The organism is Zestomonas insulae (assembly GCF_016901015.1).
GTDB classification, from domain to species: domain Bacteria; phylum Pseudomonadota; class Gammaproteobacteria; order Pseudomonadales; family Pseudomonadaceae; genus Aquipseudomonas; species Aquipseudomonas insulae.
The window spans coordinates 612491-624412 of record NZ_JAFEUP010000003.1 but is presented as its reverse complement, the minus strand read 5'-3'; the positions used below and the strand labels follow the sequence as shown (position 1 = coordinate 624412).

The window sequence follows — 11922 nt, the reverse complement described above, 5'->3', positions numbered from 1 at the left end:
ACAAAGGCTTGCGCCCGCTGGAAAAATCTTTCAAGGTCAGGCATATAATTTGCTTAACAAGGCGCCCCGCGCGCTCCCTGACGTGAATGGCGCCCTGGCGCCGGCGAACAAGGTCTTCTGCCCTCAGCCATGAAACCATCGCTAGTCCTCAAGATGGGCCAGCAACTGACGATGACACCGCAGTTGCAACAGGCCATTCGACTCCTCCAGCTCTCCACCCTGGACCTGCAACAGGAAATCCAGGAGGCCCTGGAATCCAATCCGATGCTCGAACGCCAAGAGGACGGTGAGGACTTCGACAACTCCGATCCGATGGCCGATGGCGCCGACAGCCAGGCGCCCAACACGGAAACCAGCGAGAGCTTCAGCGAGGCCACCTACCAGGAAACCGCGAGCAACGTCGAAAGCCTCGAGGAAGGCGAGTGGAACGAGCGCATTCCCAGCGAGCTGCCTGTCGACACCGCCTGGGAAGACATCTACCAGACCAGCGCCAGCAGTCTGCCGAGCAACGACGATGATGAGTGGGACTTCACCACCCGCACCTCGGCCGGCGAGAGCCTGCAGAGCCATCTTCTGTGGCAGCTCAACCTGGCGCCGATGTCCGACAAGGACCGCCTGATCGCAGTCACCCTGATCGACTGCATCAACAACCAGGGCTACCTGGAAGAGACCCTCGACGAAGTGCTCGAAGCCTTCGACCCGGAACTGGATATCGAACTCGACGAAATCGAGGCGGTGCTGCATCGCATCCAGCAGTTCGAACCGGCCGGCATCGCGGCGCGCGACCTCAGCGAGTGCCTGCTGCTGCAGCTGCGCCAGCTGCCGGCCAAGACTCCCTGGCTGGCCGAGGCCAAGCGCCTGGCCACCGACTTCCTCGACTTGCTCGGCAGCCGTGACTACAGCCAGCTGCTGCGCCGCATGCGCCTCAAGGAAGACGAGCTGCGCCAGGTCATCGAACTGATCCAGAGCCTCAATCCGCGCCCCGGTTCACAGATCGAATCGAGCGAACCGGAGTACGTGGTGCCCGACGTGATCGTGCGCAAGCACAACGATCGCTGGCTGGTGGAACTCAACCAGGAAGCCATGCCGCGTCTGCGCGTCAACCCGCACTACGCCGGCTTCGTACGCCGCGCCGACAGCAGCGCCGACAACACCTTCATGCGCAATCAACTGCAGGAAGCGCGCTGGTTCATCAAGAGCCTGCAGAGCCGCAACGAAACACTGATGAAGGTCGCCAGCCAGATCGTCGAGCACCAGCGCGGCTTCCTCGACTACGGCGACGAAGCCATGAAGCCGCTGGTCCTGCACGACATCGCCGAGGCCGTAGGAATGCACGAGTCGACCATCTCGCGGGTGACCACGCAGAAATTCATGCACACCCCACGCGGCATTTACGAGCTGAAATACTTCTTCTCCAGCCACGTCAGCACCTCCGAGGGTGGCGAGTGCTCGTCCACGGCGATCCGCGCAATCATCAAAAAACTGGTCGCCGCGGAAAATGCGAAAAAGCCGTTGAGCGACAGCAAGATCGCTGGTTTACTGGAAGCACAGGGCATCCAAGTGGCCCGCCGCACAGTCGCCAAATACCGTGAATCCCTCGGAATAGCGCCTTCCAGCGAACGCAAGCGGCTGATGTGACGGTAACCATTGATCCAAGCCAAAGTGTTCCGGCGACAGGCCCGTTAGCCTGTCTTTACACACGGCAATAAGGAGAACGCGGTATGCAAGTCAACATCAGTGGACATCAACTGGATGTGACCGACGCCCTTCGCGACTACGTCGCCGAAAAACTCGGACGACTAGAGCGCCACTTCGACAAGATCACCAATGTGCAAGTCATCATGGAGGTCGAGAAACTCAAACAGAAGATCGAAGCCACCCTGCATATCGCCGGCGGCGAAGTAGTGGCCAACGCCGAACATGAAGACATGTATGCGGCCATTGATCTCCTTACCGACAAGCTCGACCGTCAACTCATCAAACACAAGGAAAAGCAGCTAGGTCGCCTGCAAGGCGCGACGGCTCGCTGATACTCCCCACCCCATGATCCGACTCGAAAATATCCTGGCTCCCGGCCGTTCCCTGGTGAACGTGCCGGGCGGCAGCAAAAAGCGCGTACTCGAACAAATCGCCAATCTGGTCGCCCGTGACCTGCCCGGTCTCGACAACCAGGATATCTTCGAAAGCCTCGTTGCCCGCGAGAAGCTCGGATCCACCGGTTTCGGCAATGGCATTGCCATCCCCCACTGCCGCCTGCCCGGCTGCACCGCGCCGATCAGCGCGCTGCTGCGCCTGGATGCGGCGGTGGACTTCGACGCCATCGACGGCGCTCCGGTAGACCTGTTGTTCGTCCTGCTGGTCCCGGAAGCGGCGACCGACGAGCACCTCGAACTGCTGCGCCAGATCGCCAGCATGCTCGACCGCGCCGACGTGCGCGATCGCCTGCGCCATGCGGCCGACAGCGCCAGCCTCTATCAAGTCGTGGTGGACGTCCAGAACGCGTCCTGAGGAGTCCTCCGATGCGCCTGATCATCGTCAGCGGCCGCTCCGGCTCCGGCAAGAGCACCGCCCTCGATGTCCTGGAGGACAACGGCTTCTACTGCATCGACAACCTGCCGGCGCTGCTGCTGCCCGAGCTCGCCGAGCGCGCGTTGCTGCACACTGAACTGCTCGAGCCGCTGGTCGCGGTCTCGATCGATGCGCGCAACCTGCCCAGCCAGCTGCAGCGTTTCCCCGAATTGCTCGACGAAGTCCGCGCACGGCACATCAACTGCGACGTGCTGTACCTCGACGCCGACAGCGACGCGCTGCTCAAGCGCTTCTCGGAAACCCGCCGGCGCCATCCGCTGACCAACGAGAACCGGCCGCTGGCCGAAGCGATCGAGGACGAGCGCGTGCTGCTCGGGCCGATCGCCGACCTCGCCGACCTGAAGATCGACACCACCCACCTCAACCTCTATCAGCTGCGCGACACCCTCAAGCTGCGCCTGCTGAACAAGCCTGAACCGGGCACCGCCTTCCTGGTCGAATCCTTCGGTTTCAAACGTGGAATGCCGGTGGATGCCGATCTGGTGTTCGATGTACGCTGCCTGCCCAATCCGTACTGGAAGCCCGAATTGCGCGACCATTCCGGGTTGGATCAGCCGGTCTGCGACTACCTCGCCGCCCAGCCGGATGTGGAAGAGATGTACCAGGACATCCTCGCCTACCTGTCCAAATGGCTGCCGCGCTTCGCCGCCAGCAATCGCGCCTACGTGACCATCGCGATCGGCTGCACCGGTGGCCACCACCGCTCGGTGTACATCGCCGAACGTCTCGGCCAGGTGCTCAAAGAACAACTAAAGAATGTCCAGGTCCGCCACCGCGACCTCAGTTAAGGATTCCAACGCGATGCCCGCCTGTGAAATCACCATCATCAACAAGCTCGGTCTGCACGCCCGCGCTGCCGCCAAGTTCGTCGGCGTCGCCGGGCGCTTTCCCTGCCAGGTCCGCGTCGGCCGCAGCCCGGAAAGCTGCGTCGACGGCAAGAGCATCATGGCGGTGATGATGCTCGCCGCCGGCAAGGGCACCGGCATTCACCTGCACACCGAAGGCGAGCAGGAAGACGAGGCGCTCAACGCGCTGATCGAGTTGATCAACAACCGCTTCGACGAAGGCGAGTAAAACCGCCGAGAAAAAAGGGCGGTCCAGCCTGGCTGGACCGCCCTTTTTCTATGCCACGGCGTTAGCTGCCGGCGACCATCATCCGCTCGATTAGCACCGAACCGACCTGGATGTTGCCGCGCTGCTCGAGGTCGCTGCCGACCGCGACGATCTGCTGGAACATGTCGCGCAGGTTGCCGGCGATGGTGACTTCCTGCACCGGGAACTGAATCTCGCCGTTCTCCACCCAAAAACCCGCCGCGCCGCGCGAGTAATCGCCGGTGACCAGGTTCAGCCCCTGGCCCATCAGCTCGGTGACCAGCAGACCGCGGCCCATGCGCTTGAGCAGCGCCGCCTGGTCCTCGTCGCCATGGGTGATGAACAGGTTGTGCACGCCTCCGGCGTTGGCCGTGCTGGGCATGTTCAGCTTGCGCCCAGAGTAAGTGCCGAGCAGGTAGGAGGTCAGCACACCCTGCTCGACGAAGTGCTTGGCATAGGTCGCCAGGCCGTCGCTGTCGAAGCTGGCGCTGGCCAGCGCGCGCGGGATATGCGGTCGCTCGTCGATCGACAGCCAGGTGGGGAACAGCGTCTGGCCGAGGCTGCCCTCGAGGAACGACGACTTGCGGTACAGGTTGCCGCCGGAGATCGCCGCGAGCAGGTGACTGAACAGCCCACCGGCCAGCTCGGCGCTGAACAGCACCGGCACCTCGCAGGTCGGCACCGGGCGCGCGCCGAGGCGGCGCACCGTGCGCTCGGCGGCCAGGCGACCGATCTGCCGCGGATCGCTGAGGCGCTCGCCGATGCGGTTGACGTCGTACCAGTAGTCGCGCTGCATCTGCGCGTCGCTGCCGCCGATCATCACGCAGCTGAGGCTGTGCCGGGTGCTGGCGTAGCCGCCGATAAAGCCGTGGCTGTTGCCGTAGACGCGGCAGCCCTGGTAAGTGTTCAGCGAGGTGCCGTCGGCCTTGGTGATCCGCGTGTCAGCGGCGAAAGCCGCCGCTTCGCACTCCAGGGCCAGTTCGATGGCGTGCTCCGGGGCGATGTCCCACGGATGCCAGAGGTCCAGATCAGGCAGCTCGCGGGCCATCAGCGCGGAGTCGGCGAGGCCGGCGCATTCGTCCTCGGAGGTGTGCTTGGCGATTGCCAGCGCGGCGCCGACGGTTTCGCGGATTGCCGCCGCACCGGTCGCCGAGGTGCTCGCCGAACCCTTGCGCTGACCGAGGTAAAGGGTGATGCCGAAGCCCTGGTCGCGGTTGAACTCGACGGTTTCCACTTCGCCTTCGCGCACGCTAGTGGTCAGTCCCTGGTCCACCGAGACCGACACCTCACAGGCGCTGGCGCCCTGGCGGCGGGCCTCGGCGATGATCTGTTCGACCTGTTCCTGCAGCTGCGGCAGCACCTGCGGGCCGACCCCTTCGATTGCACTCATACTGCACTCCACTGTTGCCTGTTCGTTTCAGCCAAGACCGTCGGCCCTGGACTGGTTATCATGGCGACGTTTTCCTACGGACCCGTCCCATGTCTGACTATTCCGACGACGCCTTTTACGGCGAAAAGAGCAAAACCCAGGTCAAGCGCGAGCTGCATGCCCTGCAGGAGCTCGGCGAGCGCCTGACCACGCTCAAGCCCGATCTGATCGCCAAGCTGCCGCTCACCGAGGCGCTGCAACGCGCCCTGGCCGAGGCGCCGAAACACACGGCGCACGCCGCACGCAAGCGGCACATCCAGTTCATCGGCAAGCTCATGCGCGAGCAGGACATCGAGGCGATTCTCGCCCTGGTCGACCAGCTCGATAGCTCCACCCGCGAATACAACGAGCGCTTCCATGCCCTCGAACGCTGGCGCGACCGCCTGGTGGCCGGCGGCGACGAAGCCCTCGAGCAGTTCGTCGTCGACTATCCGGAGACCGACCGCCAGCACCTGCGCGGCCTGATCCGTCATGCCCAGCACGAGGCGGCGCGGAACAAACCGCCAAGCGCCGCGCGCAAAATCTTCAAATACATCCGCGAACTGGACGAATCTCAGCGCGGCCTGCGCTGAGTCTCCGCGCAGCGGGCGCCGACACTCGCGGCGCGCCCGCCGGCGCCATCAGGCGCCGGTCCCGCCCACGGTAATCGCATCAATCTTCAGCGTCGGCTGTCCGACGCCGACCGGCACCGACTGCCCGTCCTTGCCACAGGTACCGACGCCGCTGTCCAGCGCCAGGTCGTTGCCGACCATCGACACCCGGCTCATCGCCTCCGGACCATTGCCGATCAGCGTCGCGCCCTTGACCGGCGCGGTGATCTTGCCGTCCTCGATCAGGTAGGCCTCGCTGGTGGAGAACACGAACTTGCCGCTGGTGATGTCGACCTGGCCGCCGCCGAGGTTGGCGCAGTACAGGCCGCGCTTCACCGAGCGGATGATTTCTTCCGGGTCGCTCTCGCCGGCGAGCATGTAGGTGTTGGTCATGCGCGGCATCGGCAGGTGCGCGTAGGACTCGCGCCGACCGTTGCCGGTGCGCGCCACGCCCATCAGGCGGGCGTTGAGCTTGTCCTGCATGTAGCCCTTAAGCACGCCCTTCTCGATCAGTGTGGTGCATTGAGTCGGCGTGCCTTCGTCGTCGACGCTCAGCGAACCGCGTCGATCGGCCAGGGTGCCGTCGTCGACGATGGTGCACAGACTCGACGCCACCTGCTCGCCGATGCGCCCGCTGTAGGCCGAGCTGCCCTTGCGGTTGAAGTCGCCTTCCAGGCCGTGGCCGACCGCCTCGTGCAGCAGCACGCCGGACCAGCCGGCGCCCATCACCACCGGCAAGGTGCCGGCCGGCGCAGGAATCGCCTCGAGGTTGACCAGCGCCTGGCGCAGTGCCTCGCGGGCATAGCCCATGGCGCGGTCGTCGCTGAGGAAATAGCGGTAGTCGGTGCGCCCGCCGCCGCCCTGGCCACCGCGCTCGCGGCGGCCGTTCTGCTCGACGATGACGCTGACGTTGAAGCGCACCAGCGGGCGCACGTCGGCAGCCAGGCCACCATCGCTGGCGGCCACGAGGATGTGCTCCCAGCCGCCGGCAAGGCTGACGGTGACCTGTTTGATGCGCGAATCGAGAGCGCGGGTCGCGGCGTCGACGCGCTTGAGCAACTCGACCTTCTCGCTGCGGCTGAGCACTTCAAGCGGGTTGTCGGCGATATACAGCGGCGCCACCGACGCGGCGCTGAAGGTCTGCACGCGCCCCTGCTGGCCGGCGCGGGCAATCGAGCGCGCGGCGTGCGCGGCCTGGGTCAGCGCCTCGGCGTTGATTGCATTGCTGTAGGCGAAGCCGGTCTTCTCGCCGGACTGGGCGCGCACGCCGACCCCCTGGTCGAGGTGGAAGCTGCCTTCCTTGACGATGCCGTCTTCCAGCACCCAGGTCTCGGACATGTGCCGCTGGAAGTACAGGTCGGCGGCGTCGATGCCCGGGCCGGCCAGTTCGCCGAGCAGTGCCGGCAGCGACTCGATACTCAGATCACCGGGCGCCAGCAACTGTTCGCTGACGGATAACAACAGATCGCTCATAACTACTCCACGCCTGGCAGCCGCATCTCGGCGGCTGGAAAGAATCGTCGATGCCGGGCGACCGGCATGCGTTGGCGGATCGCCGCCTGCTCGGCGGCATCACGCGCGGCGAGCAGCACCGCCTCGCCCTGGGCCTGCTCCGCGAGCACGCGACCCCAGGGGTCGACGATCGCCGAGTGGCCGAATGTTTCGCGCGGCCCCGGATGACTGCCGCCCTGCCCCGCCGCGAGCAGGTAGCACTGGGTCTCGATCGCCCGCGCACGCACCAGCACCTGCCAGTGCGCCGCGCCGGTCACCGCGGTGAACGCCGACGGTGCGCTGATCAGTTCGGCCCCGGCCTCGCGCAACGCGCTGTACAGCTCGGGGAAGCGCAGGTCGTAGCAGACGCTGAGGCCCAGGCGACCGACCGGCGTGTCGGCCACCACCACCTGGGCACCGAACGCATAGTCGTCCGACTCGCGGTAGCGGCCGCGCTGGTCGGCCACGTCGACATCGAACAGGTGCAGCTTGTCGTAGCGCGCCACGCGTTCGCCGTGCTCGTCGATCAGCAGCGAGCAGGCATGCGCCTTGGCCTGCGGCTGGTCGTCGGGCGGCAGCGGCAGGGTGCCGGCCACGATCCATAACCTGAGGTCGCGCGCCGCCTGTTTCAACCACGGCAGGATCGGCCCGCTGCCGGCGGCTTCGGCGCGCCCCAGCGCGGCGAGGTCGCGGCGGCCCATGGCGGCGAAGTTCTCCGGCAGCACGGCGAGGCGCGCACCGCCGGCCGCCGCCTGCTCGAGCAGGCGACGAGCGGCGGCGAGGTTGGCGGCCACATCGTCCTGGCTGACCATCTGTATGACTGCAAGCGACATGCATCACTCCGCGCGGGTGGTGTGGCCATGCTACCCCAGCGCGCCGCGCGTGGCCGGGGCAAATGCACTGGCCCTAGGGCGACTTCTCGAACGGCTTGGCCAGGGTGATCTGCGGCGACTTCCACGGCCCGCGCACGTTGTACTGCACACTGGCGAAGCGCGAGACCTTGTCGCCGAGCAGCTTGTCGACCACGAACAGCGCACCGCCAACCGCCGGCGCGCCGACGATCAGCGCGGCGATCGGCAGGTTGTTGGTCAGCGGCAGGGTCACCAGCAGGCGCGCATCCATGCGGTCGTTGGCCATGTCGAGGGTGCCGTTCAGCTCCAGATTGCTCGACGGCCCTTCCAGTTTGATCGGCTCGCGAGTCACGTACACGCCGTTGGTGCCCACCAGCAGGCCCTTGACCCGGTCATAGCTGAGGCCCTTGCCGAGCAGGTCGGAGAAGTCCAGGCGCAGACGCCGGCTGATCGAGTTGAAGTTGAGCAGGCCGAACACCCGCAGGGCCTGTGCGCCGCCCTCGACCTCGACGAATTGGCCGGTGCGCAGGCTGGCGTCGAGGGTGCCGGAGAAGCGCTTGAGCGCTACCCAGGCCGGCGAGCCGGGCCACTGGCCGTCGGCGTCGAGGCGGAAGCGTTCGCTGGTGACGTTGGGGGCGAAGTCCCAGGCTTTGAGCACGTCGGCGAGGTTCTTGCCCTGCAGGCGCCCGACATAGCGGGTGCGGGTCTGCCCCGGGGCGCCCTCCCACCAGGCGTTGCCGCTGACCTGCAGGCCTTTGAGGTCGAGGTTGAGGTTCTGGAAGGCGACGCCCTGCGGGGTCGGTCGCGCGGTCAGGGCAAACGCGCCGAACAGGCGCTCACCGCGATACAACTGGCCGATGTGCACGTCGAGCGGCGGAATCTGTCGCGGGTCGACCTTGGCCAGCGGGTCCGGCGCGTCGGGGTTTTCCACCGCCTGCGGGTCGGGCGCCGGTAGGCGCAACTGCTCGAGGTTGACCACGATCGGCGCCACCGAACTGTCCGGCAGCACCGCGCGGCCCTTGACCTGAGCCTGCTCGAGGTCGACCGCCCAGCTGGCATTGCCGCGCGCCAGGCGCAGCGACAGGTCGGCGAGATCGGCGCCGAAGCCGTGGAAACGGTCGATGCGCAATTGCGCGCTGCGCAGGAATTGCTTGGCGGTGTTCTTGTCGCCGGCGGCGTAGCGCTTGACCGTGTCGAGCCAGGCATCGGCGTTCAGCTCGGCGATCCGGCCGCTGACCAGCAGGCCTGGCACGCTGGGAATGCTCGGTTGGCCGGCACCGAGCAACAATTCGCCCCGCGCGTTGTTTGGCTGGCCGCTGGGCACGGCCATGGCCAGCTTGGCCAGCCCGGCATAATCCAGGGCGTAGCGCCGTTCCGGGCCCTGCAGGGTCATCTGCCAGCGGGTCGCGCGTTCGTCCACCGCAGCCTTGCCGAACGGCGCCGGCAAATCGATGGCCAGGCCCTTGAGGTTGGAATCGATGGCCAGGTCGCTGTTGGCGCCATCCAGGGTTAGCGCCAGGTTGTACGGCAGGCTGCCGGACAGCGGCAGGTTGCGCTTCAGCGCCAGCCAGTCGGTGAGGCTCTGCAAGGCCACCTGGCCGTTCGCCTCGATGCGGCTGCGCGGCCGCCCGGCGCTGCCACTGGCCAGCGCCTTACCGCGCAGCGGCCGGCCGAAAGCCTGGGCCCGAATGTCCGCGGCGCTCAGGCCCTTGTTGGTGTCGTAGTTGAAGGCGCCTTTGACGTCGCTGAGCTCCAGCGCCGGATTGGTCAGCTTCAGACGCGCGCCATCGACGGTGAAATCCACCGAGACGTTCGGCTTGTCGCCCTTGTGCAAGGGAATGTCCAGACGCAGCCGGCCGGCCACCGCACCGCTGCCCGACCAGCCGGCAAACACCTCGGCAGTGCCGAGCGGCGCCTCCTGGAGGATGTGCAGGGCATCGACGACGCTGCTGTCCACCGCGCCGTCGACCTGCAGGCGCGGCGTCTGCCCCGGCTCGACATGCGGCACCAGCGCCTGCGCATCATGCACCCGGCTGTCGAGCAGGCGGCCCTCGGCGAGCGCCACGCGCACCCCGCTGTCCTCGACGAACACGTCGCCGCGCGCCTCGCGCAGTTCCGGCCAGCCAGGCTGGAAGGCCAGCAGCGCGTCGTGGGTCTTGAAGAACAGGCTGATGCTGTGCGCCGCCGGCTCGGAATCCTTGACCACCGACCCCTGGAACTGGAAGAAGCCCTCGTCGACCTTGCCGGCGCGAATCGCGGTCTTCAGCCAGTTGGCCAGTTCCGGACTGAAGGTCGGCACCAGGGTCGGCAGGTACTGCTCGGTGACCCGCGCATCGCCATCGCGCAGGCCGACGCGCAGGTCCAGGTAGTCCTCGGCGGCCGGATCGCGCATCAGCCGCAGCAGCATGTCGGCGGCCATCCGCCCGCTGTCGTCGCTGACCTGCAGGTACGGCAAGGCCAGCGTGAGGGCCTGCTCGTCGTAGCGCCAGGTCAGGCGCCCCGCTGCCGTGCGGTAGTGCCAGGGTTTGGGGAACTGGTGGTGCAGGTGCAGGCTGAAATCGTCGCTGAGGATGCGCAGCTCGCCCTGCGCCAGGCTGCCGCTGACGCTGCCACTGACATTTTCCACCCCGGGAATGTCGCGGTAGGGGCTGATGCCGAGGCGATCCAGGTTGGCCGCCAGCTGCACTCGCGCCGCTGCTTCGGCCTGCGGCCGGTAGTCCAGCAGCAGATTGCGCAGGGTGCCGTGCGGCTTGAGCCCGGCCAGGTAGTCGGCCGCCTGCTCGGGTAACGGCGCCAGCGCCGCAACCAGCGGCAGCAGCGGTGCGAGGTCGAGCCGATCGGCGCGCACCTGCCAGCGCGGGCCGTCCGGCTCGACGGGATGCTCTTCGATGGCGATCTGCACTTCGCCCCAACGGGTTTCGCCGAGGCTCATGGCCAGCGAGTCGAGAAGGATCTTCTGACCGTCGCGACCGCGTTCGTAGTAGGCGTCGAGCGACAGGTTCTGCGCCTGCGCCGGCTTGCGCTCGGCGTAGCCGGCCGCCAGCTGCGGCGCATGCAGGCGCGCCACTCCACGCTGCAGCTGACCGCCGGCGGCGTTCAGCCAGACCTCGCCACCCGCCTGCAGCTGGCGCAGGTGCCAGTCCTTGGTCAGGCTGGCCGGCAGCCAGCGCGCCCAGTCGCTCTGCGGCAGGCTGAGGTACAGCTCGGCGCTGGAGGCGCGCCAGTCGCGGCGGTCCAGCTTGGCCCTGAGGTTGAACGCCAGTGGCTGCCCGTCGGGCAGCACCAGACGGCCATCCAGGCGCTGGCGCGAGCCGCTGCGCAAGCTCAGGTTGAGGTAGCTGAAGCTGATCGGCGCGGCGTTCAACGCCTCGACGGTGAACTGGCTGTCGAGCAGGCTGATGCGCGCGATGCGTTTCAGCTGGGCGAGGGTCTGGTTGAGGTCGAACGGGCCGTCGCGACGCGGCAGGCCTTCGAGGCTCCAGCCGCCGTCGGCGTTCTGCTTCAGACCCAGATGCAGGCCCTGCAGGCTCAGCGAGGCCAGCCGCGGCTGGCGTTCGAGCAGGCTGGCCAGCACGTCGGGCACCACCTGCACGCGCTCCAGGCGCACTAGGCCGTCGCCCTCGCCGAGCTCGACGTCGTGCACGTAGATCACCGGCGCGAAGCCGTGCCAGCTGCCCTCCAGGCTGCCGATGCGCAGCGGCAGGCCGGTCGCCTCGCGCGCCTTGCTCTCGACCTCGGCGCGGTAGTCGGCGACCCAGTGCATCAGCTCGCGGCCGAGGCTGACGTACAGCGCGGCGAGCACCAGCAGCAAGGCGAGCAGCGCCCCCGCCCAGCGCAGTAGCGCGACCAGCCCAGCGCCGCCGCGGGCCATGTTCAGTTC

At 67.0% G+C, this 11922-nt stretch carries 10 protein-coding genes; 6 read left to right on the top strand and 4 right to left on the bottom strand.

The window, feature by feature from the left end; translation table 11 throughout:
* Positions 1–129: 129 nt before the first annotated feature.
* The 5 genes from JQX08_RS12725 to JQX08_RS12705 all read left to right on the top strand — a co-directional run bounded on the left by JQX08_RS12725 (position 130) and on the right by JQX08_RS12705 (position 3663).
* Positions 130–1638 (top strand): RNA polymerase factor sigma-54, encoded by a 1509-nt coding sequence (locus JQX08_RS12725; protein WP_205348746.1) that lies wholly within the window; start codon positions 130–132, stop codon positions 1636–1638.
* 83 nt (positions 1639–1721) lie between these two features.
* Positions 1722–2030: a ribosome hibernation-promoting factor, HPF/YfiA family gene (gene hpf / locus JQX08_RS12720; protein ID WP_205348745.1), complete on the top strand. Its 309-nt coding sequence runs from the start codon at positions 1722–1724 to the stop codon at positions 2028–2030.
* 13 nt (positions 2031–2043) lie between these two features.
* Positions 2044–2508 (top strand): PTS IIA-like nitrogen regulatory protein PtsN, encoded by a 465-nt coding sequence (gene ptsN / locus JQX08_RS12715; RefSeq protein ID WP_205348744.1) that lies wholly within the window; start codon positions 2044–2046, stop codon positions 2506–2508.
* An 11-nt stretch (positions 2509–2519) separates the two neighbouring features.
* On the top strand, positions 2520–3377 hold the full coding sequence (gene rapZ, locus JQX08_RS12710) for an RNase adapter RapZ (RefSeq protein ID WP_205348743.1): 858 nt from the start codon (positions 2520–2522) through the stop codon (positions 3375–3377).
* Positions 3378–3390: 13 nt separating this feature from the next.
* The gene (locus JQX08_RS12705) at positions 3391–3663 is read left to right on the top strand and encodes an HPr family phosphocarrier protein (RefSeq protein ID WP_205348742.1); all 273 of its coding nucleotides are present in this window, start codon (positions 3391–3393) and stop codon (positions 3661–3663) included.
* Positions 3664–3724: 61 nt separating this feature from the next.
* Here JQX08_RS12705 and pmbA read toward each other — a convergent pair whose 3' ends face one another.
* The gene (pmbA, locus tag JQX08_RS12700; RefSeq protein ID WP_205348741.1) at positions 3725–5071 is read right to left on the bottom strand and encodes a metalloprotease PmbA; all 1347 of its coding nucleotides are present in this window, start codon (positions 5069–5071) and stop codon (positions 3725–3727) included.
* 89 nt (positions 5072–5160) lie between these two features.
* Between pmbA and yjgA the strand changes: the two genes are divergently transcribed.
* Positions 5161–5682, top strand: coding sequence for a ribosome biogenesis factor YjgA (gene yjgA / locus JQX08_RS12695; protein ID WP_205348740.1), 522 nt, complete (start codon positions 5161–5163; stop codon positions 5680–5682).
* Positions 5683–5730: 48 nt separating this feature from the next.
* Here yjgA and tldD read toward each other — a convergent pair whose 3' ends face one another.
* The 3 genes from tldD to JQX08_RS12680 form a co-directional block, all read right to left on the bottom strand.
* Positions 5731–7173, bottom strand: coding sequence for a metalloprotease TldD (tldD, locus tag JQX08_RS12690; protein WP_205348739.1), 1443 nt, complete (start codon positions 7171–7173; stop codon positions 5731–5733).
* Positions 7174–7175: 2 nt separating this feature from the next.
* The gene (locus JQX08_RS12685; protein WP_205348738.1) at positions 7176–8024 is read right to left on the bottom strand and encodes a carbon-nitrogen hydrolase family protein; all 849 of its coding nucleotides are present in this window, start codon (positions 8022–8024) and stop codon (positions 7176–7178) included.
* A gap of 73 nt (positions 8025–8097) precedes the next feature.
* Positions 8098–11913: a YhdP family protein gene (locus tag JQX08_RS12680; protein WP_205348737.1), complete on the bottom strand. Its 3816-nt coding sequence runs from the start codon at positions 11911–11913 to the stop codon at positions 8098–8100.
* Between the last annotated feature and the right edge of the window lie 9 nt (positions 11914–11922).